This window comes from Sphaerochaeta sp. UBA5849 (assembly GCA_002432715.1).
Lineage (GTDB): Bacteria > Spirochaetota > Spirochaetia > Sphaerochaetales > Sphaerochaetaceae > Sphaerochaeta.
On sequence record DJGJ01000064.1, the window covers coordinates 15,503 to 39,783 of the forward strand.

Sequence of the window (24,281 nt, forward strand, 5' to 3'; positions counted from 1 at the left end):
GAATTTAGTTGTTCTCTTTTTTCTCAGCATCGGCTTCGACTGCAACCACTTCAGGCTTTGCTTCTACAGCCTCGGGAGCACTCACCTGCTCTTTCTTGGCTCTCTTCTTGCTTGAAGGTTCAGTCGTCTCAGCTTTGCGGTTAACAATGCTGCTGATTGCATTCCTGGAGAACTCAATACGGGTATTGTCATCAACCTTGACCACTATGGTAGTCTCTTTTACAGCAACTACGGTTCCGTGGATGCCACCGATGGAAACAACCTTGTCTCCCTTCTTGATGGCGGCAAGCATCTCCTTGGTCTCCCTGTCCCGCTTCTTCTGCGGTCGGATGATCAAGAAGTAAAAGATGACAATGATGAGACCAAAAGTGACAAAGGTAGTCATCATTGAACCAGTTGAGCCCGCGGCACCTGATGCCTCTGGGGCGGCCATAGCACTAAGCATTGAAAGCATGGGTAATCCTCACTTTGCAAGAAATCGGATGCAGAAAAGAGGTGGAAGAGTCCTTCGCATCCAATTTTCCAAGTATCGATAAAAGTAGCACGTTCACGACATGGTAGTCAAGTTTTACCATTACACCAAAAAAGGGGCCGCAGTTGTTGCGGCCCCTCCTCTGTAGGCGATAATTTACATCATTCCGCCCATTCCCTCAGCACCAGGGTTCATTGCCGGGGCTGCAGGAGCAGGAATATCGGTGACGGCACACTCGGTGGTGAGTATCAAGGAAGCAATGGAAGCTGCATTCTGCAGTGCACTGCGGGTGACCTTCACCGGATCGATGATGCCGCTTTCGAACATATTGACCCACTTCATGTTTTCAGCATCGAAACCGACACCGGGCTTCTCATGCTTGCACTTGTCGGCGATCAGGGACCCGTCGAGACCTGCATTCTCTGCAATCTGGCGAATCGGCTCCTCAAGAGCGCGGCGGACAATCTTGTAACCAACCTTCTCGTCCTCGGAATACTTGGACAGGTCGGTCTTCTCAAGCGTTACAGCAGCCTGAATCAGGGCAACACCACCACCGGGGATGACACCCTCCTCGATGGCTGCACGAGTGGCGGAGAGGGCATCCTCAACACGATGCTTCTTCTCCTTGAGCTCTACTTCGGTAGCGGCACCGACGTTCAGTACGGCAACGCCGCCTGCAAGCTTGGCCAGTCTCTCCTGGAGCTTCTCGCGGTCGTAGTCGCTGGTGGTATCGCCGATCTGCACCTTGATTTGAGCAATGCGGTCCTTGATATCGCTCTGCTTGCCGTTTCCGTTGATGATGGTGGTGTTCTCTTTCTCCACCTTGACGGTCTTGGCCCTACCAAGCTGGGAAAGGTCGGCATTCTCAAGCTTGAGACCGAGCTCTTCGCTGATGACCTCTCCACCGGTAAGGATGGCGATGTCCTCGAGCATTGCTTTGCGGCGGTCACCGAAGCCGGGAGCCTTCACGGCTACGACATTGAGAATTCCACGAACGCTGTTGACCACCAAGGTGGCGAGAGCCTCACCGTCCACATCCTCTGCAATGATGAGCAGGGGTTTGCTGGACTGGGCGATTTTCTCCAGGATCGGAAGCAATTCCTTCATATTGGAAATCTTCTTGTCATAAATCAGGATGAAGGGATCGTCGAGGACTGCGGTCATGGTGTCGCGGTTGTTGCAGAAGTATGCGGACAGATAGCCGCGGTCGAACTGCATGCCTTCGACAAAGTCGGTGGTGGTCTCGATGGTCTTGGACTCCTCAACAGTGATGACACCGTCCAAACCGACCTTTTCCATTGCATTGGCAATCTCTTCGCCGATGGTGCGGTCGTTGTTGGCACTGATCGAAGCAACCTGTGAGATTTCTTCCTTGTCCTTGATCATCTTTGCCTGCTTCTTGATTTCGACAACAGCGTCGGCGACGGCCTTGTCGATACCACGGCGGATACCCATCGGATTCACTCCGGCGGCCACACTCTTCATACCCTCCTTGGTGATGGACCAAGCAAGCACGGTTGCGGTGGTGGTTCCATCACCTGCAACATCGTTGGTCTTGGTTGCCACTTCCTTCAGAAGCTGGGCACCCATGTTCTCAAACGGGTTCTCGAGCTCAATCTCACGGGCGACTGATACACCGTCCTTTGTTACGGTCGGAGCACCAAACTTCTTGTCCAGGACGACCAGACGGCCCTTCGGTCCAAGAGTTGCCATGACTGCACGAGAGATCTTTTCGACACCGGTCACCAATGACTTGCGTGCCTCTTCGTTGAACTGCAATTGTTTTGCCATACTATATATCCTCACTTAAAGAATATGTTGTGCGATTACGTGTGGTAAGACCAAACGGAGCTACCGTCATGTAACATACAAATAAAAATGCCGAGAAGCAAGTGAAAAATGCAGATTACGTGAATATCAGGGACAAAGACATGCCCAAAATAGCGGAAGCAACATTACTTACCAAGTTCACCATATCATTATCCACCCACCTTAGTCCACGCTCAAGCGGCAGGGCCCTTCCATCGACGATCGGCCGCTCGGTGATGCAATCATTGGCCTCATCATAATAGTGTGCCTGTACAGTCGCCCCCAAGACACTATCCAACAGACACCCTGCAAAGGAGCTGAGGGCAATGACGGAGGCTGCGAGAACACTCATAGAGCTCATCGGCAGAAAGCATCCCCACACGCACAAAGCAATCAGGACAGCTCCCAAGAGACCGCTGGCGAGGCCGAGCGGACTTATTGCTCCGCTAAGACCAGGGGTCATGGGGCGGCCGGTGATGATGGAAACGGGTTTGGTCTTGGAGAGAATGCCCACCTCGCTTGCGAAGGTGTCGCTGGCCGCCTCCCCCACCGCCGAACCGAACATCACCAGAAACGGGAGACTGGGATTGTAGGCATATAAAAGGGCGGAAACCAAGGCCATCAGGCCATTGGCATATACCTGTACGGCGTCACGGCGCCCGCCTTTCTCTTGAATCTTCATAACATCAAAGGAAATTATCCGCTTGGACAGCTTGCCGAGCACCCCGGCCGCCACAAAGAACAGCAACAAGGTCGCCAAGGCGCCGAAGCCCAGGATCCAAGTGGGGCCGAAACCAACCAAAAAGGCTGCAACAGCTCCAGCGAAGGTGAGTTGGCGGGCGATGTAGGAGCTTACCGCAACAATCAGCATAATCAAGACAAGAACCCAGAAAGCAAAGGGTAACGAAAAAAAGAATCCATTGAAATAGGAGGTGAGAGAACCGGTTGCCGGAACAAGGTTCGCATACGCACTCATACGAATACCCCAAGAAGAAAGGTTGCGAGCAAGGGGACCGTGATATTGTCCAGCCCAAGCGGGGTAACAGCTTCTGTCAAAGCACTTACCAATGCAATCATCAGGGATATACCAAAAACCGAACCCAAACCAAGCGTACTGTATATGCCAAGTCCGATGAAGGTGACGGCAAAGCTTACAGCGGCCATGACCAGGGTCCCGAGATATGACTTGTCGGCAAAGGCGATGGGCAGCTTCTTTTTGCCCCACTTTGCCCCAAAGAGGCCAGCCAGTCCGTCTCCGTATCCCATGATCAGGACTCCGATGCTGCATGCAAGCGAAGAGACAATCCCCTGATGCTGCATCACCACCAAAATCAACAAGGTGATGGGGAAATAGACAAGACCGTAGTTGCGCTTGCGGTCATCCATGCCGAGTGCTTTTCCCCACCCCAAAAAGGTAAAAAGGCTGTTGACAATGATGAAAAATATGGGACCTACCAAAGCATAGCCCAAGCTGGTGAAGAAATTCACCTCGATGAACCACCAGTTGGAAACCCCGATGTGAACGAACTTGCGCATCGATTCACCGGAAATCGAAAACCGATGTTTCAAAAAGATTCCCACTGCTATGACCAAGGCCAGGAAGGGAAACGATATCAGCAATCCAACTATGTTATTATTCATACGCGTCATGATGCAGAGAATGTATAAAAATTTCAAGAGTTGATGCACAATGCAGACATGTGTACAAAAGAGCAAAAATGAATAGACGGAGAATTGACAGCACAGTTGCCTCGTGGTACCGTTTTAGTGCTTTCGATTTTGTGTTGCAGCTGGTACGCAATTCCTAAATGTTCGCACGCGTGCGTTACTGAATCGCTCCCGCAGACAGGTAAGAGTTCAAGACTGCGCCACATGATGCAATATTGCAATGCAGGTGCAGTAGACCTGCGAAGGATGCTTTGAATGGCAAAGAAAATCTATGTTGGAAACCTGAGTTACAACACTTCCGAAGAAGAACTTCGGGACCTGTTCGCACAGTACGGCACCGTTGTCAGTGCCAATATCATCATTGACCGCGAAACCCGCCGTCCCAAAGGGTTCGGGTTCGTGGAAATGGCGGAGGATGCCGCAGCCGATGCTGCGATTTCCCAGCTTGACGGCAAGGAAGTGGGCGGACGCAATCTTCGGGTAAACGAAGCTATTGCAAAGCCTCGGCCGGCACATGGGAATTATCGTAACTAAGCAGCCTTTGTATGATTCAGTAACGGGAACGGAGCCTTGCGGCTCCGTTTTTTCTTATTGTGCTTCCTCCAGCTGAAAACGCAATACCCGCTTGCCGTCAGACTCCACTGTCTCGGTGAACATAGCATACGGACGAACCCACCACCAGGGGGTGCCAAGCGGGCGATACAGGACCATCGTCTCGAGTGTCTCGCTATCGATGACGGTATCCACCACCTCATACAAACCACCCTTGAAGTGCCTATAGACTCCCTTTTGGATAGGTTTTGGTTCTACCATGCGCCTCCTCCACCACCACCGAAACCACCGCCGCTGAATCCACTTGACCCAAAGGAGGAGTGGATCGGAGAGCGACTGCCACCCTTCGCCTGGGTGTAAACGGCTTTCTCCATGATCGAACCATGCAAACGATGGGACAGCGCGCTGTAGAACACAGCATCCCTGATCGGGCGGCTGCCTACATACCACGAGGGTTGCTCGATGGCGATTTTGGCAAACTTCTTCGCCCAGACATCCTCAAGTCCCAATACAATGGCATAGCCAAGTACATGGTAGAAGAGCTGGGGATCGGAGTCGATCATCATCTTCAGCTTGTCCATCTCAACCTTGCTGATGAACTCTTTGTAACCGACAATCTGCTCAAGCTTCTGCTGGGCATATTCGCTTCGCTTGGCTGTCATGATCGTCAAGAAACCAAAATACACAGGGAAAATCACTATAGCCAGGCTCATGACCGCCGAATAGGTCAGACCATGTCCCACCACCGAATATTCGAACAGAAAGGCAAGTCCGAACATCGCAATACAAAAGAGGGCCAGGGCAAAGAACTTGATCGTCCTCTTGGCCAGCGAGCTCATCACCCACGTTGCCGACAACCGACTGGCTGAAAGCATGGCGATGCCAAAACTGAAGAACCCGATCACCAGGAAGGGAACCGTTTCGGCTGAAATATAGGTGATGGTCGAAGCAACAGCATTCAACACTGCAACCAAGGCGCCATACAGCATGGCGATGATCCGCTTTTTCTCTGCGGTGCTGTCATTGAGTCTTCGCTCTCCCTTGAAGTAGGCATGTACGTCGGTTTTCGCCTTATTCAGGGCCTCGGCGAACTTTCCCTTCTCCAATTGCTTCAAGGTAACAGTCTCACCATCCCCGCATGCAAAGAACGCATCGAAGAGCCTCTTCTCATGAGCCTTGTTTGATGATGGCTCCTTGAGTTTGGTAAACAGGAAATCCTTTTTACCCTGTTCCTCGATAGTCAGACAACCTTGGTCGGCCCAGGCAAAAAGCATGCTGGTGACATCCTTGTTGTCCACCACACCGTCGGCCAAATACCCGACTTCCATCGGGCTCAGCCCTTCTGGAGGATCGAAGCGCACCACTGGAATGAACAGCTCCTCCCGGCCATACCGACGAAACAGCATCGCAACATGGACACTTGCAACCAAGGCGACCAACCAGGCAACGATGGAAGCCGGCATGGTGTAATCGACAAAGGGTTTTACGTCGGAAAAGTAACCCTGCTCCATCTGTACACGCAAGGTAAGGGCTTCTGAGGGCATAAGGTTGCTTGCCCGGCCTTCGATGGTCCTTCCATCCGAACTGAGCTTGAAGACACCCCGTTGGGCGGTTGAGCCGTAGGTTCCTCCGGTCAAGAAGATCATGGAAGGATCAACTGGTTTGGGAAAGGTGATGCGAAACGTCATCTCCTTGATCGGAGCCTGCCAGCCCGGCCCAACCAGGTTGTAATAGAACTCGTCATACTCCTCATTGCGATCGTCCCCGATCACATAGGTATAGCGAATTTGATACTCTTTCAGGCCGGTGACGGTTCGATTCTCCGATCCCAGGCGGAAGGTCACCCAACCCGATGAAACGGAATCTTCCTGGATGGGCTCATTGGACTGGAGATCCTTCAGCTTGACCCGCACCTTGCCGAATTGGATGGGAATCTCGCGATAGATTCCGTGGCGCGGGGTGGAAAAGTTGGCCGTTATCTGCTCCTGTACCCGGTAGCTATTGTCCAAACCAGCCTCCATTTCAAGATGAAAGCGCTCAAACACATAGTCTTGTGCAAAGAGCAGAGGGATGCTGCAGAAGAGCAGAAGGACGAAAAGCAGTGTCCGTTTCATTAAAACTTGACCTCGACGCGGGCTCTTGCCTCTTCCTCGATGGTCAAATACGGCTTCTTTGCAAAATGGAAGATTGAAGCGACCAAGGAAGAAGGGAACACCTCGATAATCGTATTCAGGCTCTTGATGATGGCATTGTAGTACTTGCGGGCCCCAAGCAGCTGTTCCTCGATTTTCTGCAGTTGTGCCTGAAGGTCCAGGAAGCCTTGGTTGGCTTTCAGGTCGGGATAGGCTTCGCTGAGGGCGAACAGGGATTTGAGGGTGGAGCTGAAGGCCTTGTCTGCAGCATCCTTATTCTCAAGACCTGTCGCACTGACGGCCTTGTTGCGTGCCTCGATGACTGCAGTCAGGGTTTTTTCCTCGTGTTTTGCATATCCCTTGACGGTCTCCACCAGATTGGGAACCAAGTCATAGCGCTGCTTCAGGTGGGCATCGATTGCCGATTCAGCTTCCTCGCCTTGGTTTCTCAAGCGCACATACTTGTTATACACGCTGACCACATACAAACCGATCAAGATGACGACACCAATGAGAATATACAAAATTGTCATACCAACCTCCCTGTCGGAAATATCAGTTCCCAGCATGCTGCAAGGGAGGCCGTCGGTCAAGAGTTCGGCAAAATAAGGAAGAGGGAAGCTTGCATTCGAGCTAATTCTACTGTATCTTTATTCGTGTAAATCGCATAAATATTCCATTCCAGGAGAATCCAAACCATGAGGGAACGACACAACAGGCTGGCGGTCGTCAAGGAATTGATCAAAAACAACCGCATCGACAACCAGGATACGTTGCTGGAGATGCTCAGGACCGAAGGGTACTCGGTTACCCAGGCTACACTCTCGCGAGACTTGAAAATGCTCAAAGTGGGCAAAATCAGCGATGGCTGGTCGGGGTACTACTACAGTCTTCCCGAGAATGACTTGATCAGTGAGTCTGAGAAAAGCTATATCCAGGATGTCCGCAGAGGCATTTTATCCATTGAATTTTCCGGCAACTTCGGAGTCATCAAGACCAGGCCCGGTCATGCCAATTCGGTTGGCATCGCCTTGGACGTGCTTGCCATCCCGGAAATCCTCGGCACCCTGGCAGGCGATGATACCATTTTCGTCATCCTCCGCGAAGGAATGACCAAAGAAGATTTGCAGGAAAGTTTCAAAACCCGCATTCCCGACATAGAGGAGTAAAGCCACCTTGCACACAAAAGCCCCTCCGCTTACAATGGAGGGGCTTTTGTGTACCATCAGGAGAAGACCATATGAAGTATAAGAATCTCGATACCAGCAATGCATTCAAACAGTTGCAGGCCCTGCCTGCAAGCGACCTGAAAATCGTATTGAAGGCGGACCGCATCAAGGCCTACCATGCAAATGCAGGAGGAGGCCTTACCTACCACTATGGTGCCATGCCCGTTGCAGAGGAGCATTTGAAGGTATTGCAACAGCTCAGCGACGAGTTGTCATTGACTGATAAGTACCAAGCCTTGGTCGATGGACAGGTCATGAATACCGGCGAGAATCGGTTGGTGCTCCACCATCTGACCCGTGGCCGGGTAGGGAAACCCGTACATGCCGACTCCGAGGACAAGGAAGCCTTCTACCAGGCACAGTTGGAGAAGATCAAGCGTTTCTCCGACCAGGTTCGCAGTGGGGCCATTCTTGGGTCCACGGGCAAGAAGTTCTCCACTGTGGTGCAGATCGGCATCGGCGGCAGCGACCTGGGTCCCCGGGCACTCTATCTCGCTCTCAAAGGATGGTGCACGAGTGCCGGCATCGAGTTGCTCGATGCACAGTTCATCAGCAATGTCGATCCCGACGATGCTCAAGCGGTCCTGGCGGGCCTCGATTTGGAAAGCACGCTCTTCATCCTGGTCTCCAAGAGCGGAACAACCCTGGAAACCCTCACCAACCGGGACCTTGTCTTCCAAGCCATCGCCGACAGCGGCATCAGGGGCATCGATCCGGCAAAACACATGGTCGCAGTAACCAGCAAGACCAGTCCGCTTGCCTCATCCTCCACTGTGCTCGATTCCTTCTTCATCGATGACTACATCGGCGGCCGCTACAGCTCCACCAGTGCGGTGGGAGGGGTCATTCTCTCCCTTGCCTTCGGCTTCGACACCTTCAGAACCTTCCTTGATGGAGCCCATGAAGCCGATATGCTTGCACTCAATCCCAAGGTGAAGGAGAACGCCGCCCTGCTCGATGCACTCTTGGGTGTATATCTTCGCAATGTCCTTCACTATCCCACAACGGCAATCCTGCCCTATTCACAGGCCTTGAGCCGGTTCCCCGCCCATCTGCAGCAGTTGGACATGGAGAGCAACGGCAAGCAGGTGAACCGGGACGGACAGCGCCTCTCCTACCCGACTGGACCGGTCATTTTCGGCGAGCCGGGCACCAACGGCCAGCACTCCTTTTATCAGTTGCTGCATCAGGGAACCGATATCGTACCCCTGCAGTTCATCGGGTTTTCCGAGTCGCAGTACCACAAGGATGTCGTAGTGGAAGGCTCCACCAGCCAAGAAAAGCTCAACGCCAACCTGGTTGCCCAAATTGTTGCTTTCGCCTTGGGCAAGAACGATGCTAATGCAAACAAACAGTTTGCCGGTAATCGGCCGTCCTCTCTTCTGTCCGCCAAGCAGCTCGACCCCAGAGCGCTCGGCGCCTTGTTGGCCCACTTTGAGAACAAGGTCATGTTCCAAGGGTTTGTCTGGAACCTCAACAGCTTCGACCAGGAAGGAGTCCAGCTGGGCAAGGTCCTGGCAACCAAGGTCCTGGATGGGTGCAAGGGCGATGAAGTGCTCAAGGCATTCGCAGAACTGCTCTAGGTGATCTGCGGCCCCGGACCGGGGCTGTTTCTTTTGCTTTTCACGCATCTTCAAGGAAAATGGTTGTCGTTGTTCCGTCTTTTCACTATTATCGTTAGCAACCTAACAAATAGTCTGGAGCTCATGGAAACAACACCGCACATTGGATTCACCATTAAAACCCTCTCTCATCGTATTGGAAGGAATCTTGGACAACAACTTCGCTTGGGCCATGACTCTACTTCCACTGCAGTACGCAGTCCCATTCTTGGATACTTTGCCCACCATGAAAAAGAAACCGTCCTGCAAAGCGAACTGCAACAGCATCTGCTTATCAGGCGTTCGACCATGACCAATATCCTTTGCGGCATGGAGGGCGAGGGCCTGATAACCAGGGAGGATTGCCTTACCGATAAACGGCAGAAACAAGTCCGCCTGACCGCGAAAGCAAAGGCCCTGTGCAGCGAACACCTCAAACTGGTCAATGAGTTCGAGGCCTCACTCAGAAGCTGCCTCACCGATGAGGAACTGCATCAGTTCTTCACCATCACGGAGAAACTGAATCACCAATTGGATACCGAATTATGATACGAAACCTGACAAAACAAGCAAAAGGGAACCTGGTTCCCACCTTCCTGACCATCCTCTTCGTCATTCTTGAGGTTGTCATGGATGTCACCATCCCCTTCTTGATGGCCTTCCTGCTGGACAGGGGTGTTGATGCAGGCAACCTCAACGAAATCTTCAAGTGGGGGGCGTTGCTGTTGTTCTGTGCCTTGATAGCCCTGCTGTTCGGGGTGCTCTCCGGCCACTTTGCCGCAAAGGCTTCCACCGGTTTTGCACGCAATGTACGAAAAAGCCTCTTTTATCGGGTTCAGGACTTCTCGTTCTCCAACATAGACAAGTTCTCCACCGCTTCGCTGGTCACCAGGATGACCAGCGACGTCACGAACATCCAGCAAGCCTATCAGATGCTTACCAGAATTGCTGTGCGAAGCCCTGTCATGCTGCTCTTCAGTTTTGTGATGGCCTACAACATCAATGCACGCCTGAGCATGGTGTACTTGGTGGCGATTCCCGTTCTTGGCATCGGTCTTTTCTTTCTGATCCGCGCTGCCTATCCGATTTTCACCCGCGTCTTCAAGATCTACGATCGGCTCAACATGGTGGTGCAGGAGAACATTCGGGGTATCAGGGTGGTGAAGTCGTTTGTTCGTGAGGAGCATGAGAAAACAAAGTTCAACGCCGTCTCCGATGAGATTTACCAGAATTCCACGAAAGCAGAAAAAATTGTGGCGTTCAACAGCCCGTTGATGCAGGGGACGATGTACCTGTCCATCCTTGCGATCTCCTACATCGCCGCCCGCCTGATCGTCTCATCCTCCATGACCACCGGCCAGCTGATGAGCTTCATCACCTACACTTCACAGATCCTGATGAGCCTGATGATGCTCTCGATGGTCATCGTCATGCTGACCATCAGCAAAGCCTCAGCCCAAAGAATCGAAGAGGTGTTGTCCGAGCAGAACAGCCTGGACCCGAACATCGACGGGCTGAAAACCATAGCCGATGGATCGATAACCTTTGAACATGTCGACTTCAGCTACTTCAACAGTGAAGAAAAGCGATGCCTGTACGATATCAATCTGCACATCGAGAGCGGACAGACGGTGGGCATCCTCGGCCCGACCGGCAGTGCAAAAACCACGCTGGTACAGCTCATCCCCCGTCTCTACGACGTGCTGTCCGGTTCGGTGAAAGTCGGAGGAGTCGATGTCCGACGGTACAACCTCGAAAGCCTCAGGGAGGAGGTTGCGATGGTCCTGCAAAAGAACATCCTCTTCAGTGGAACCATTGCAGAGAACCTGCGATGGGGAGCCGAGCACGCCAGTGATGAAGAGCTTGTCCAGGCCTGCAGGATCGCCCAAGCCGATTCGTTCATCAGAGCCATGGCAAACGGGTACGAGACGCATATTGAACAGGACGGCTCAAACGTATCAGGAGGACAGAAACAGCGATTGTGCATCGCCCGAGCCCTGCTGAAGAAACCCAAGATCCTGATTCTCGACGACTCAACCAGCGCTGTGGATACCAAAACCGATGCAGCCATCCGCAAGGCCATGGCAACTGAACTGAAGGATACTACAAAGATCATCATCGCCCAGCGGGTTGCATCCGTCGAGGATGCCGACCAGATCATCATGCTTGATGACGGTCACATCCAGGCGGTGGGGACTCACCAACAGCTGCTCGACTCCTGCCCGCGCTATCAGGAACTCTATGCTGCACAGCTGCGCAAGGAGGAACAAGCATGAGAATGGTCGGTAATCAAAGGCCTCGGATGCACGGCGGAATGCCCAAACTTGACTTTGCCACCCTTAAGCGTCTCTTCTCCCTGATCATCATCCCTTACAAGGGGCGCTTTGTCATCGTGTTTTTCTGCATCATCATCAGTGCCCTCAGCGGCGTGGCGGGATCGGTGTTCTTGCGAATCCTGATAGACTCTTACATAACACCGCTCATCGGGACAACAAACCCCTCCTTCGCCCCCCTCATCCGGGCGCTGCTGGCGATGCTGGCCATCTATGCAAGCGGAGTGGTTGCGTCCTTCACCTACAACCGTTTGATGATCACCATCGCCCAAGGGACACTCAAGGACATCCGCGATGCCATGTTCTCCCACATGCAAACCTTGCCGATCCGTTACTTCGACACCCACTCGCACGGCGATGTGATGAGCCTGTACACCAACGATGTCGACACCCTCAGGCAGATGGTCACCCAATCGATTCCGCACTTCATCAACTCGATCATTACGGTCACAGCGATATTTCTTGCAATGCTGCTGACCAGCTGGCAGTTGACTCTCGTGGTGGTGGCCTCCTTGGCGATGATGCTCTTCATAACATCCAAGGTGGCCATGAAAAGCGGCTCGTACTTCATGGCCCAGCAGAGAGCAATCGGTAAAACCAACGGGTATATCGAGGAGATGATCAACGGTCAGAAGGTCATCAAGGTATTCACCTACGAAGATCGGGCAAAAAAGCGGTTCGACCAGCTCAACGAGGAATTGGCCGGCGATGCCTTCAACGCTCATCGTTTTGCAAACATCCTGATGCCGATCATGGGAAACATCAGTTACATCCAGTATGTACTGGTCGCCATTGTTGGAGGCTTGTTGGCCATCGGCGGCATCGGTTCGCTTACCTTGGGAGCCATAGCCTCCTTTTTGCAACTCAGCCGCTCGATCAACATGCCGATCAATCAAATGGCGCAACAGCTCAACTCTGTGGCGATGGCACTGGCGGGCACCAAACGCATTTTCAACCTCTTGGACGAAATGAGTGAACCCGATGAAGGTCACATCCGCTTGGTGAATGCAAAACAACATGAGGACGGGACGCTCACCGAAACCGATGAGAAGACCAATATCTGGGCCTGGATGGACGATAGGAGCGGCAAATTGACCAAGCTCTGCGGCCATGTGCAGTTGCACGAAGTCGATTTTGCCTACAACGAGGACAAGCTCGTCCTTCAGGATATCACCATTGAAGCCAAGCCTGCTCAGAAAATCGCCCTCGTTGGAGCCACAGGCGCCGGGAAAACCACCATCACCAACCTCATCAACCGGTTCTACGACCTGGCCGATGGGAAAATCCAATACGATGGCATCGACATCAATACCATTTCCAAAAGTCAGCTCAGGCGCTCGCTCGGGGTGGTCCTGCAGGATGTCCACCTTTTCAGCGGGACGGTGATGGAAAACATCCGGTACGGCCGCCTGGATGCAACGGATGAGGAGGTTGTCGAGGCAGCAAAGCTTGCCAACGCCGACACCTTCATCGCCCACCTCGCCCAGGGATACCAGACCCAGCTCTCAGGTGACGGCGCATCCTTGTCCCAGGGGCAGAGACAGCTGCTCTCCATCGCACGGGCCATTGTGGCAAATCCTCCGGTGCTGGTCCTTGACGAGGCTACCAGCAGCATCGACACCCATACCGAGACGGTTGTCCAACGGGGCATGGATGCCCTGATGCAGGGAAGAACGGTCTTTGTCATTGCGCACAGGCTGTCGACCATCCGCAACGCCGATATGATTTTGGTACTGCAGAACGGCAGGATCATCGAGCAGGGAACCCATGCAGAGCTGCTCAAACTGAAGGGCCAGTACTACCGCCTCTATACCGGGGCTTTTGAACTGGAGTAGGTGACCAGTATCACCCCGACCGCTACCAACGGCAGGGAGGCAAGGTACTGCGCGTGCAGTACCGATTCTCCCAGCACAAGGGCGGACAGCAGGGTTCCGAAAACCGGAATAAGGAAGTTGAAAATGGTAATGGAGCTGACTCTGTTGTGCTTGAGCAGGTTTGTCCATAGGGAGAAGGCGGCAGCACTCAGACATGCCATATACACCAGCAGGCCAAAGCCTGCAATCCCGCTCTTCGGAAAAGAGGCCCCCTGAAGCAAAGCGATTCCCAAAAGGATGGCACCACCGAGGAAAAGCTGCAGGGCGGTAAGCAGAACAGGATCGATGGTTTTGCACATCCGTTTGCTGTACAGCGAGCTCATACTGTGCAGCAGGGCGGCAATTACGATGAATCCCTCTCCCTGGAAAGTAAAGGAAAGAGTAAGACTCGATTCAAAATTGACGAGGATGACAGCAAGGAATCCCAAGAGAATACCTACAGCCTTTCGTGTGTTGATTTTATCGTTTGCATAGAAGAAATGTGCGAGCAGGGCACTGAAAAAGACCGAGGAAGCGTTAAGAATCGAACTTTTCGCCCCGGTGGTGTAGGACACACCGATATAGAAAAAGTAGTAGTGAATCGTGGTTTGCATCAACGAGAGCAGTACGATGCCGCCCCATTGCTTTCCATCCAGGCTCTTGGGACTTTGCTTCTCCCCCCTCTGGGCAAACCGGACCAGAAACACAAGCAAGCCTGCCAAGGCAAACCGAAGACCGGCAAAGGCCATTTTGGCTGGTGTATCATCCGCTCCGACTGCAAACAGCTCGTATCCCAGCTTGATAGCCGGGTAGGCGCTTCCCCAAAGCAGGGCACAAAAACTCGCAAGCAGCGCAGCAACCAGCGGTTTCGCCAGTATCGATTGTTTCTCTATTTGCATATCGACAGCTCCTCACAAAATGTATACAAGTCTTGCAAGCTTCCCTTGGGATACGGCTCAAGGCTGGCCTGTTGTTCGTTGATCAGACAATCGGTGACGAGAAATACATCCATGCCGAGCTCTCGGGCCACCATGTCCTCACCTACATCATTGCCGATCATCATGCAGTGGCTTGGCTGTACCCCCCGATGCTTGAGAACCTCGTGATAATACCCCAAATATGGCTTCGCATAGGAAAAATCCTCGTAGGTGGTGATCAGAGAGAAAAGAGATGGATCGATGCCGGCCCAAGCCAAGCGCGCATGGGTTCCCTGCCAAGGGAAAAGCGGAGTGGTGGCCAGCACTGCATCATAGCCTTTGTTGCGAACCATGGTTACCAAATCGGATGCAAGGGAAGATTTCCTGCTTGCCTCCTTGAGCTGATGAAAATCCGTTTCATAGAAAGAAGCAAAGCGGGTATTGAATTCGCTGCTCGCAATGCCTGTCATCTGCTCGAATGTCTGATCGAATCGCTCTTTGTTGGTCATCGTCCCGTCGTTTGCAAGCATTGCTTTCAGTCCAGCCTGAAGGGCTGCAAGTGAAGAATCTGCCTCATAACCGAGCTCTGCACAGCGTTTCCCAAATAAAGAGAAATACCCTTGCATGAATTGCTTCTGGTCAAGAGGAAGCAATGTCCCATCGAGATCGAAGAGGATGGTGGAAAGTACGGGTGCAGCCATTGGCCGATGATACGCCGAATAGCAGAACGCGTCAATGAATAAAAAAACCCCCAGGGAAAAGGAGGTTAAACCCTGGGGGAACAAAAGGAGGTTAGAAAAAATCCGATTTCGTTGCCATCCGACCCAACGGGCACAGAAGCAAGTCGTTCTCTTTCTGAAAAGTACAGTACCGATAACACAAAAAAACGTCAAGCGGTTTTTTAAATTTTCCTAAAAAATTGCTTTTCTTTTTAATTACTATGCCATAAGTTACTACAGCCTAAAGCCATAATTCTAAAAATTATTGCATGATTGGGAAAATCCTTCACATGCCTGGTCGAAGAAAGGGGGAGTCGCCTCCCCCTTTTGGTCTTCAGTCAAACTTGAAATTCTTCATCGATAATGGCTGGCGGGTATTTTCCAGTACATCCCTCCAGAGCGATCCTTCCAGATCGACATGATTGCGACTCGAAACCGCCACCTTGATCGGCAGATGCACGAACCGGTTGTGCAAGAGCCCGATGAGCGCCTGCGTCTTGCCCGACATTGCCGCATGGACGGCATGCGCCCCGAGTCGGGCGCAATAGATGGAGTCGTAGGAGTCTGCCGGAGCGCTGCGAATGATGTAGGACGGATCGATGTATTTCACATTCATCTCAATCCCCTCGCGCTTGAAGAACTCATTGATTCGGTCCTTGAGGAAAATCCCGATGTCTTGGAACTTCACATTGCCTGAAGCATCAAGCTCTTTGCTGGGGGGCATCAACTCCTGTCCGGCTCCTTCGCTGACCAGCACAACAGCATGACCGCGGTCGAGTATCCTCCGCCTCAGGTGTTCCAGCAAGCCGTTGGGGCCGTCGAGGTCGAACGGATTCTCAGGAATGAGGCAGAAGTTCACATCGCTTTGGGCCAAAGCCGTCTGGGCGGCGATGAAGCCCGATTCACGACCCATGACCTTCACGAGGCCGATGCCGTGAATGGAGTTCTTGGCCTCGACATGGGCGCTTCGAACGACTGGAACCGCCATCTGAACCGCAGTATCGACACCAAAGGAGCTCTGGATCAAGGAAAGATCATTGTCGATGGTCTTGGGGATGCCGATGATGGAAATCTTCAGACCGCGTTTCTTCACCTCTTCGTAGATGTCGTAGGCACCCCGCAAGGTACCATCACCTCCGACGGTGACCAGAATATTGATATTCAGCTTCTCCAAGGAGTCGACAATTTCTTCGACCTGCTTGCCGCCGCCGCGTGCCGAACCGAGGATGGTACCACCCTTCTCCTGAATATCATCAACGACATCGGGATCGAGGGTGATAAGCGGCCAGGGGCTGTTCTCAAGCAACCCTTGGTAGCCGAACTGCACCCCGCTGATCCTGCGCACCCCATAGCGGTACCAGAAACAGCGGACAACCGCACGTATTACGTTGTTCAAACCCGGACAGATGCCTCCGCAGGTGACAATGGCAGCATGAACATGGGCTGGATTGAAGTATATTTTCGCCCTCGGGCCTGCAACCTCCACCGTCTCTTCATGACGCGGCACAGGATGACCGTTCTCATCGATGTCGGTGTCGATACCGAACAGGATGTGATCGTCGTCGCTGACATAATCGGCCTGCCCATCGTTCTGGGTGGTGCTCATCATGATCGGGCTCGAGATTTTCGCCTCGCCGAGTACCGGAATGTTAAAATCCAATTTCTTTGTTGTCACACTTCACCTCCAGATGCATCTTGAGCTTCAAGCAGGACCGCCAGGTCCTGCCTGAAGCGTTCGAATGGCTCGTTCAAATCTTTCTTGGCCTGTTTCTCAAAATTGCGGTACAAGTCAAGAAAGGATACCGCAAAGGCAGTGAGGGTTGCACCCTCACGACTCGATCCACCCTTTCTTCGATTCAGAACAGCAACTCCCAGGCTTTTTTCCAGGTTCTGCACCATGGAAAACGCCTTCGAATAGGAGATGCCCAAGGCCGAGGCGGCCTTGCGCAATGAGTTGTGCACCGCCACCTGATCAAGCAGCCAGAGCACCCCGATTCCCATGAATTTATTGCCTTCCTCGTCGACGAGGTAGAGCTTTGTCTTTAGTTCCATGCTTCTCCTGCCGCCTGATAGACCAAGTCCACCAGTTCAGCAATCTTATCACATTCCACCGAACAATAGGCAAGTCTGAACGTTACATCGGCAATATTGATGCATCCAACCTGATACTTGTCCAGTAAGTAACGACGTAGAGCCTCGGCACTTCCTTTGGTCTTGAAGGCCATGAAGTACCCGCTATTGAAGGGATAGGGTGTCAGAAGAGGATTCCCCTCATGTTTCTTGAGCGCTTCCTTGAGGATCCGGTAGCGCTTTTCCATCTCCGTCTTTGCAGCAAGCTTGTCCGCCTCGTAGCGAGGGCCGTCCTTCATCGCCTTGGCCAGCAGACTCTGCCCGGGCTTGTCACAGTTGGAGACCGTGCTGCGGATGATGCCCAACGTCTTCTTGTTCAGCGCGTCAAAGTGAGCCTCGGTCAAATCCTTGCCGCCATAGGTGATGAATCCGATACGGAACCCCCATACCATGTCTTCTTTGGTTGCAGCATCGCATTTGACGGCGAAAATGTTGGAGTGGGCGTTGCATAGGTAGGCAAACAGGCTCTCAGTGGCGGTCTCTTCCTCGAAGAAAAGGCCATAGTAGGCGTCGTCACTGATGACCATCAGCTTCATTCCACTCTCTGCAAGCTCGATCAAGGCAGCAGCGATGGCTGCCATCTCGGCCTTGCTGGGAGTATAGCCGGTAGGGTTGTTGGGGAAGTTGAGAAGCAGGCGGGCTTTCCTGTCTGCAATCGACAGCAGTGCCTGTTTCATCCCTTCGACATTGAACCGTCCCGCATCCGTGTAGAGAGGGAAGGTAACAATACCAGCATTGACCTGATGGCCGAAGATCAACTCATAGTTGTCCCATGCCAGATCGGGAATGACCAGCGTATCACCTTCTTGGGCGAACAGCTGGGCGAGCACGCTCAGTCCATGGGTGAGGCCTGAGGTAACGATGGGCAGCGAGATGGACTTGCCCGCAAGCGAAGGGTTCTTCACAAGCATCTGGGCTTTCCAAAGTGTCCTGAGCTGCTGGTCCCCTCCACCGGGGGCGTACGAGAAGAGTTCGGAGGGCTTGAAGGAGTTCTCGGCAAACTTGTTGTAAATATCCGACAGATACATAGGCTGGCCTTGTGAGGTGGCCATTCCGATCGTGGCATTGAAACGAGTTGCTTTCTGGCCGGCTTCGGCGCTTTGGGCGACGATTCCCTTAGGGAAAAACATCCTTTGCCCGACGTCGGAGAGCAGTGCATCCACGATGGTGTTTTGCAAAGTCTCATTCAGTTCAGTGGCTAGTGCGTGCATAACATGTCCTCCAGTTATGCATTACTGTATATACGGTTTCCCAAAAAATGTCATTAATACCCGGCTAAAAATCGAATTCTCCCTGCATATCCTCCGTATTCTCCGGTTTTGTCTTCAACATATTGAGAAACGTTTGCTCATCAACAACCGTCACCCCCAGAGAACGCGCAGCCTCAAGCTTGCTTCCTCCTCCTGATCCGGCCAGCAGGTGGGTGGTCTTGCCGGTGACCGTACCGACCGTCCTCCCCCCTCGCTTGATCACTTCATCCATGGCGAGCGATCGGGGGTTGAAATGCTCAAAGGAGCCGGTTACACACCAGACTTGGCCGCTGAAGCTGTCATCGAGCTTTTGCATCCGGTCCTCTTTCTCTTCCATACTGAGGCCCAGGGACGCAAGGCGTGCAATCCTCTGCTGCATGAGAGGATCAGAGAGGGCTTCGATGTAGAGAGCCGCACTTTTCTCTCCGATCTGCTTGATCGAAGTAAGCCGCTCGATGTCCTTGCGCTTGGCAATATCGAGCAAGGCCTCCATGCTGGTTATACCGCTTGCAAGCAGTATCTCAGCACTCTTTTTCCCCAACTCGGGAATACCGAGGGCAACCAGGACCCTGCAAAACGGCTGAGCCTTGCTCTTTTGGACGCCCTGCTCGATCAAGCGGATTTTCTTTTCACCGAATCCCGCTTGATTGGAGAGAGCCTTGCGATAATCGATCCGATAGATATCATCCACGTCCTTCAGGTAGCCCGACTCTATCAGGACGGAAGCAGTCTCAGGACCGAAGTTTTCGATATCCATCCCCTCCTTGCCGATGAAGAACTCAATGCGACCCCGTACCTGGGCAGGACACTCGTTGTTGGGGCAGAAGGTATGGGCACCTCGTATTGTAAGCGTGCTATTGCAGACCGGACAGCGGGAAGGCATGGTATAGAGGCCTTCAGACGCTTCGTTCTTTTCAATGACCCGCTCTACAGCCGGAATCACATCCCCCCGTCGGGATATCTCCACCGTATCTCCGATTCCCAACTCAAGCATGTTGATGTAGTCCTGGTTGTGCAAGGTGATATTGCTGATCGTCGAACCAGCCACCTGTACCGGCGTCACCCGGGCGACCGGGGTGACCCTTCCCGTTCGCCCCACCTGCACATCGATGGACTGAAGGACGGTCTGCGCCTGGGGGGACTCGAACTTATAGGCCAATGCCCATCGTGGGTGATGGCCGGTGTAGCCCAGCATCTCCCTTGCCGACACCGAGTTCACCTTGGCAACCAAGCCGTCGATCTCGTAGTCCAGGGAGGATCGCTTTAGGGTATGCTCCTGGATATAGGAAGCAAGGTCGGAGAAACTTCCACCGAAGCCGGAAAGTCCGGCAGCCTCAAGAGCCTGCCTTGCCTGCACGCCATCCTTGGCAAAGTATCCAAGATTCGGATTGAGCCTGAATCCATAGGAAGCAAGTGTTGAGAGAATCTGCAGATGGTCGCTCTGCACCACATCCTTGGAGAACCCCTCGTAGACAAAAATCTGAAGAGGGACCTTGGCCACTTCGCTGCTCTTGATCCTTCGGATTGTTCCCGCTGCAAGATTGCGGGGATTCGCAAAAGGAACTTCCAAGCTCGCATTCAATGTGGCAAAGTTCGCCTTGGGAAGGTAGATTTCTCCTCGGACAGCCAGATTCGCTTCGGTCGGAAGTCTGAGCGGTATGGATGCTATGGTCTTGACGTTGGCCGTCACATCATTGCCCACCATGCCGTTGCCCCGTGTCACCGCCCGGACAAGCAGTCCATCCTCATAATAGAGCACAATCGAAATTCCGTCGATTTTCTCCTCGATGACAATCCCCACATCCTCGCCGATTTTCGCCTCGGTCTTCTCAATCCAGGCGAGCAGCTCCCCATCACTGTACGCCTTATCCAGGCTGAGCACCGGAATGGTGTGCTCAACCTCGCCGAGGGTCGAGTCGAGGTCGCTTCCCACCCGCTGGGTCGGAGAGTCGACACGCTTTAGGTGGGGATGTTTTGCCTCCAAGGCAACCAAACGGTCGAAAAGCCGGTCGTACTCCAAATCACTGACCAAGGGACGGTTGTCCACATAGTAGGCTTTCTGATAGGCGGCAAGCTGCTCGGAAAGGGTATGGATTTCTTGTTCAAGTTCATTCATGGCTCTGATTGTACGGCTCTCTCAGCACTCATTGCAAGCCGTGGTTCGGGTTTCTCTCATTGCTTTGATGGTTCGTACATGGTATCTTTCTAAGGCGAGAGAGGGAGGGAGCATGGCAGAGAAAAAACCATCGACAAGCAAGGTGACGGCGCTTCATGGACTGATCGTCACCGCCTCGGTCGATGCCGGCCGGATCGAGGAAATTTCCCTCCCCGAACTGGATGCAAACTTCATCTTGGTGACCACCAGGGACATCCCCGGCACGAACAGGGTCCGCACCCTCGACGCGGCCACACCGCTGCTCACCTCTTCGACCATAAGCTACCATCAACAGCCGATTCTGGCACTGTTCGGCTACGACAGCGAATCTGTACAGCTCAAGGCAAGGGAGATCAACATCTCCTACGAGCTGCCCACGGCTCAGGAAAGCCCGACAGCGGTCATCGAGTCGACTCCGTACACCTACCATTTCGGGTCGCTTGAGAGCATCACCAGCGATGCCGGCCTTGCAGTACTGGAGCGCTCCTACCGCTACAGCGGCTCGAACTACCGAAGCAACACCCTCACCCGTATCAGCGTGGAGATGGAAGGTGATATCCTGCACGTCTATACACCCACACAATGGCCCAGTCATGTGCGGGAGACTGTCAGTGATACCACCGCAATCCCCAAGCGCAGGATAGTCGTACATCGCCTCCCCTTCTACGCGCCCCATGACGAGATGCTTACCGCCCCTTCGGCCCTCTGCTCGATCGCCGCCATCGCCTGCTTAAAGGCCGACTGCCCCACCGATCTCATGTGCAAGGTTGAAAGCTTCAGACCCGACCTTTCCATCAAGCGCAAGAGCTGGTATTACAGCGATGGACGGGTCCAGGCGGAAGACATACACGTGCAGGTCAATCAAGGGTGCGAACCGATGTTCAGCGACGAGATGGCCAATCAACTCATCGCAGGCCTGGTTCCTCTCTACCCCCTGCAGGCCTTGAACATCTCGATAACCTTCTCCTCCGGCAACACTCCTCCTTCGCACTTCTTCGGGGACCTCGGGTACGCCGATGCCCTTTCCAGCACCGAGGCCCACTACTGCTCACTGGCAAAGCTTACCGGTTACAACCCCCTCTCATGGAGACTCAAGTTCACCGCAGAGAACACCGGGCACACCCAGGTCATCAGAACCGACAAGTATACCAAGCTCAAGGACCTGATAAACGAATTAAGCACCCGTTGTGATTTCCAGCGTAAGAATGCCGCCTATGAGATGCAGCGCCAGATGCGCGTCAAACTCTCCACCTTCTTCAACTACAGCAGGGGAACCGCCCTGGCCTGCGGCCCGGGGATCAGCGGGTTTTCCAGTGAGTGCCGCTCGCTTCCCCAGCAATCAGTCCAAATCACCCTCAAGCCGAACAACAAGGTTGAGGTGAATACCTCGTTTTACAACAATGGGTCAAGTGCCGAAATCTGGCGGCAGATCATAAGCGAGGAGTTGAGCGTCTCCAAAAGCGACATCTCCTTCATTGAAGACCAAAAGGAGATGCTCGACAGCGGGCCGTCGGTGTTGTCGGCCAACAGCGGGCGCATGCCCCAACAAGTTCTTCGCGCCTGCAACCAGATCAAGGAGAAGCGATTCGTCCAGCCCCTGCCGATTTGTGAAAGCGTGCTCTCGCCCAAGCAACCGGAAACCAAAGGTTCGCTCTTTTTCAGCAACAGCTGGATAGCCCTCATCCTAGAGCTTGAAATCGATGCTGTCCTTCTGCAGCCCTTGGTTCGTTCGGTATGGGTCTCAGTCTCCCTTTCGCGAATATTCGACGAGCAGGTGCTCAAGAGCAAAATCCGCCATACCATCGTCTCCACTCTCAGAGAAGCCGGAGCGTTGCTCTCCCACCGAAGCAGCTTTGAGATCGACATCTCCATCACAAGCGATGGGGAGCAGATATCCTCCTCGGTTACCAGCGCCCTCAAAGGGGTGGTAACCGCAGCCTTCATCTCCGCCCTCGAACAAGCCCTCGGAACCCCGGTGGCCAAGGTCCCTGTGGACGGAGCAACCTTGCTTGCAGCCATGCGGGGAAAATCATGAAAATAGAATGCACCATCGACGGCAAGGCTCTCTCCCTTTCGGTGAACTCAAACAAGCCTCTTTCCCTGATCCTGATGGAGGACGTGGGAAACAGGACCATCATCAGTCACTGCAGGGGGAATGCATGCGGAAATTGCATCGTTCTTATCAACGATGAGGCGGAGCTCAGCTGCATCATTCCCGCCTTCAGATTGCGGGAAGCCAACATCAAGACCTTTGAAAGCTATCAGAAAACGCGTCAGTACCGGGATATCGAACGGGCATACCAATCCACCGGCAACACCCCGTGCCCCAACTGCTATGCATCCAAGACTTTGATCATCGAATCCATTCTCCAAGAGCTTACCAACAGTACGCGGCTGAAGGCCTTGGGCAGAAACAGTCCTCAGCTCCGAGACGAGAAGCAGAGCGAGGAGAAGCTGGATAAGAAAGCCATCATCCAGGAGCTCAGCCTCAATACCTGCCAATGCATGGACATGTCCGAGATGCTGCAGATTGTGGAAATAGCCCTTACCTACAGGAGGCGCAAGCGTGTACGAAGGAATTAGGTCTCCTGTCATCCATACCCCCAAGACCCTCAGTGAGTTCGCCACCATCGCCTACCGCTATCCATCAGCGGTAATATGGGCGGGCGGCAGTTACCTGATGAGCCAAAAAGAGTACTATCCCAGCGAAATCAAGGACGGCATCATCGACCTCGGATCACTGGAGGAGCTGAAGAAAATCACCCGCAACGACCGATTCGTCGAAATCGGGGCGATGGTTACCGCCAGTCAGCTGCTCTTTGCAGGGAAACTGGTCCTGCCTCCTGTGCTGCAGGAGACTCTGCGTACCCTTGCTTCGCAAATCGTGAGGCGCCAGATCACCGTCGGCGGAAGCCTGTGCGTACCGGACATCCGGCTCGCACTCTCCACAGCCTTGGCGGTACTGGACGCCATGGCCGAAGTCAAATACTATCAAGGCGGAAAGGTTTCCACCCATTGGATCCCCATCGCAAAGCTCTACGACAAGGATGGCAAGCTCCTCCTTGGTTCTCAGAAAGCCCTGCTCACCCGCATCCGCATCGGCCTTGAATACGGTGATTACCAGAAGTTCGTTTGCGTTGAGGACCCTATCCGCAATACCGATGAATGTGTTATAGTTGCCTTTCAGGCAAACCGGTCGCAGAACGCTCTTTCAAAGGTCCAGTTCTGCATCACCTTTCCCAACAAGGCCTTCCATATAAGCAAGGACCTTGAGTCGAAGTTGTCGGGTTTGACCCTCCCGATTCATCCAGAACGGGTCAATACGCTCTCCTATGAGCTGGTATCCGAATTGACCAAAATGCACTCAGGAATCAGTGAACTGCAACTTGAGCGTGGAAGAAGGATTTTCGAGTCCTTCCTGCACGATCTCAACGCCCAGACACTCTCATCCTGAGCACGTG

General features: G+C 53.2%; 22 protein-coding genes. 9 read left to right on the forward strand and 13 right to left on the reverse strand.

The window, feature by feature from the left end; all coding sequences use genetic code 11:
• Positions 1–4 precede the first annotated feature (4 nt).
• The 4 genes from yajC to B3K89_RS10835 all read right to left on the reverse strand — a co-directional run bounded on the left by yajC (position 5) and on the right by B3K89_RS10835 (position 3,922).
• Positions 5–388 carry a preprotein translocase subunit YajC gene (gene yajC / locus B3K89_RS10820; protein WP_293892159.1) on the reverse strand — a complete coding sequence of 128 codons (384 nt, stop codon included), beginning with the start codon at positions 386–388 and terminating at the stop codon, positions 5–7.
• Positions 389–628: 240 nt separating this feature from the next.
• Positions 629–2,263: a chaperonin GroEL gene (gene groL / locus B3K89_RS10825; protein WP_293892162.1), complete on the reverse strand. Its 1,635-nt coding sequence runs from the start codon at positions 2,261–2,263 to the stop codon at positions 629–631.
• Between the two features lie 115 nt (positions 2,264–2,378).
• On the reverse strand, positions 2,379–3,257 hold the full coding sequence (locus B3K89_RS10830) for a DUF92 domain-containing protein (protein WP_293892165.1): 879 nt from the start codon (positions 3,255–3,257) through the stop codon (positions 2,379–2,381).
• Positions 3,254–3,922, reverse strand: a complete 669-nt coding sequence (locus tag B3K89_RS10835) for a diacylglycerol/polyprenol kinase family protein (RefSeq protein WP_293892168.1) — start codon at positions 3,920–3,922, stop codon at positions 3,254–3,256. The genes B3K89_RS10830 and B3K89_RS10835 overlap by 4 nt, the downstream gene beginning before the upstream one ends.
• Positions 3,923–4,204: 282 nt before the next feature.
• Between B3K89_RS10835 and B3K89_RS10840 the strand changes: the two genes are divergently transcribed.
• Entirely contained in the window at positions 4,205–4,483 is a 279-nt protein-coding gene (locus B3K89_RS10840; protein ID WP_293892171.1) for an RNA recognition motif domain-containing protein, read from the forward strand.
• Positions 4,484–4,537: 54 nt separating this feature from the next.
• Here the strand turns inward: B3K89_RS10840 and B3K89_RS10845 are convergent, their stop codons facing one another.
• The 3 genes from B3K89_RS10845 to B3K89_RS10855 are packed head-to-tail and all read right to left on the reverse strand — an operon-like array spanning position 4,538 to position 7,166.
• A complete protein-coding gene (locus tag B3K89_RS10845; protein ID WP_293892174.1) occupies positions 4,538–4,762 on the reverse strand; it encodes a DUF1653 domain-containing protein in 225 nt (74 codons plus the stop codon).
• Positions 4,756–6,615 (reverse strand): DUF2207 domain-containing protein, encoded by a 1,860-nt coding sequence (locus tag B3K89_RS10850; protein ID WP_345907395.1) that lies wholly within the window; start codon positions 6,613–6,615, stop codon positions 4,756–4,758. The genes B3K89_RS10845 and B3K89_RS10850 overlap by 7 nt, the downstream gene beginning before the upstream one ends.
• Entirely contained in the window at positions 6,615–7,166 is a 552-nt protein-coding gene (locus B3K89_RS10855; protein ID WP_293892180.1) for a LemA family protein, read from the reverse strand. The genes B3K89_RS10850 and B3K89_RS10855 overlap by 1 nt, the downstream gene beginning before the upstream one ends.
• Before the next feature lie 165 nt (positions 7,167–7,331).
• Here B3K89_RS10855 and B3K89_RS10860 point away from each other — a divergent pair, with 165 nt between their 5' ends.
• The 5 genes from B3K89_RS10860 (at position 7,332) to B3K89_RS10880 (ending at position 13,631) form a co-directional block, all read left to right on the forward strand.
• The gene (locus B3K89_RS10860; protein ID WP_293892183.1) at positions 7,332–7,802 is read left to right on the forward strand and encodes an arginine repressor; all 471 of its coding nucleotides are present in this window, start codon (positions 7,332–7,334) and stop codon (positions 7,800–7,802) included.
• Positions 7,803–7,873: 71 nt separating this feature from the next.
• On the forward strand, positions 7,874–9,445 hold the full coding sequence (locus tag B3K89_RS10865) for a glucose-6-phosphate isomerase (RefSeq protein WP_293892186.1): 1,572 nt from the start codon (positions 7,874–7,876) through the stop codon (positions 9,443–9,445).
• Between the two features lie 123 nt (positions 9,446–9,568).
• Positions 9,569–10,012, forward strand: coding sequence for a MarR family winged helix-turn-helix transcriptional regulator (locus B3K89_RS10870; protein WP_293892189.1), 444 nt, complete (start codon positions 9,569–9,571; stop codon positions 10,010–10,012).
• Positions 10,009–11,739 (forward strand): ABC transporter ATP-binding protein, encoded by a 1,731-nt coding sequence (locus B3K89_RS10875; RefSeq protein ID WP_345907396.1) that lies wholly within the window; start codon positions 10,009–10,011, stop codon positions 11,737–11,739. The genes B3K89_RS10870 and B3K89_RS10875 overlap by 4 nt, the downstream gene beginning before the upstream one ends.
• Positions 11,736–13,631 (forward strand): ABC transporter ATP-binding protein, encoded by a 1,896-nt coding sequence (locus B3K89_RS10880; protein ID WP_293890651.1) that lies wholly within the window; start codon positions 11,736–11,738, stop codon positions 13,629–13,631. Before B3K89_RS10875 ends, B3K89_RS10880 begins: the two co-directional genes overlap by 4 nt.
• On the opposite strand, the gene B3K89_RS10885 is transcribed toward B3K89_RS10880, so the two are convergent.
• The 6 genes from B3K89_RS10885 to ligA form a co-directional block, all read right to left on the reverse strand.
• Positions 13,604–14,548: a DMT family transporter gene (locus B3K89_RS10885; protein ID WP_293890649.1), complete on the reverse strand. Its 945-nt coding sequence runs from the start codon at positions 14,546–14,548 to the stop codon at positions 13,604–13,606. The genes B3K89_RS10880 and B3K89_RS10885 overlap by 28 nt on opposite strands.
• The gene (locus B3K89_RS10890; RefSeq protein ID WP_293890647.1) at positions 14,539–15,267 is read right to left on the reverse strand and encodes an HAD family hydrolase; all 729 of its coding nucleotides are present in this window, start codon (positions 15,265–15,267) and stop codon (positions 14,539–14,541) included. The genes B3K89_RS10885 and B3K89_RS10890 overlap by 10 nt, the downstream gene beginning before the upstream one ends.
• Positions 15,268–15,619: 352 nt before the next feature.
• Positions 15,620–16,960, reverse strand: coding sequence for an ATP-dependent 6-phosphofructokinase (locus tag B3K89_RS10895; RefSeq protein WP_293890645.1), 1,341 nt, complete (start codon positions 16,958–16,960; stop codon positions 15,620–15,622).
• Positions 16,957–17,337 (reverse strand): winged helix-turn-helix domain-containing protein, encoded by a 381-nt coding sequence (locus B3K89_RS10900; protein ID WP_345907397.1) that lies wholly within the window; start codon positions 17,335–17,337, stop codon positions 16,957–16,959. The genes B3K89_RS10895 and B3K89_RS10900 overlap by 4 nt, the downstream gene beginning before the upstream one ends.
• Positions 17,328–18,626 (reverse strand): aminotransferase class I/II-fold pyridoxal phosphate-dependent enzyme, encoded by a 1,299-nt coding sequence (locus tag B3K89_RS10905; RefSeq protein ID WP_345907398.1) that lies wholly within the window; start codon positions 18,624–18,626, stop codon positions 17,328–17,330. The genes B3K89_RS10900 and B3K89_RS10905 overlap by 10 nt, the downstream gene beginning before the upstream one ends.
• A gap of 64 nt (positions 18,627–18,690) precedes the next feature.
• Positions 18,691–20,781: an NAD-dependent DNA ligase LigA gene (gene ligA / locus B3K89_RS10910; RefSeq protein WP_345907399.1), complete on the reverse strand. Its 2,091-nt coding sequence runs from the start codon at positions 20,779–20,781 to the stop codon at positions 18,691–18,693.
• A 112-nt stretch (positions 20,782–20,893) separates the two neighbouring features.
• On the opposite strand from ligA, the gene B3K89_RS10915 reads away from it, so the two are divergent.
• From B3K89_RS10915 to B3K89_RS10925, 3 genes are read left to right on the forward strand one after another with little or no spacing between them, the layout of a single operon-like run.
• A complete protein-coding gene (locus B3K89_RS10915; protein WP_293895486.1) occupies positions 20,894–22,855 on the forward strand; it encodes a molybdopterin cofactor-binding domain-containing protein in 1,962 nt (653 codons plus the stop codon).
• Positions 22,852–23,403 (forward strand): 2Fe-2S iron-sulfur cluster-binding protein, encoded by a 552-nt coding sequence (locus tag B3K89_RS10920; RefSeq protein WP_244772355.1) that lies wholly within the window; start codon positions 22,852–22,854, stop codon positions 23,401–23,403. The genes B3K89_RS10915 and B3K89_RS10920 overlap by 4 nt, the downstream gene beginning before the upstream one ends.
• Positions 23,387–24,274, forward strand: coding sequence for an FAD binding domain-containing protein (locus B3K89_RS10925; RefSeq protein WP_345907400.1), 888 nt, complete (start codon positions 23,387–23,389; stop codon positions 24,272–24,274). The genes B3K89_RS10920 and B3K89_RS10925 overlap by 17 nt, the downstream gene beginning before the upstream one ends.
• The last annotated feature ends 7 nt before the right edge of the window (positions 24,275–24,281 follow it).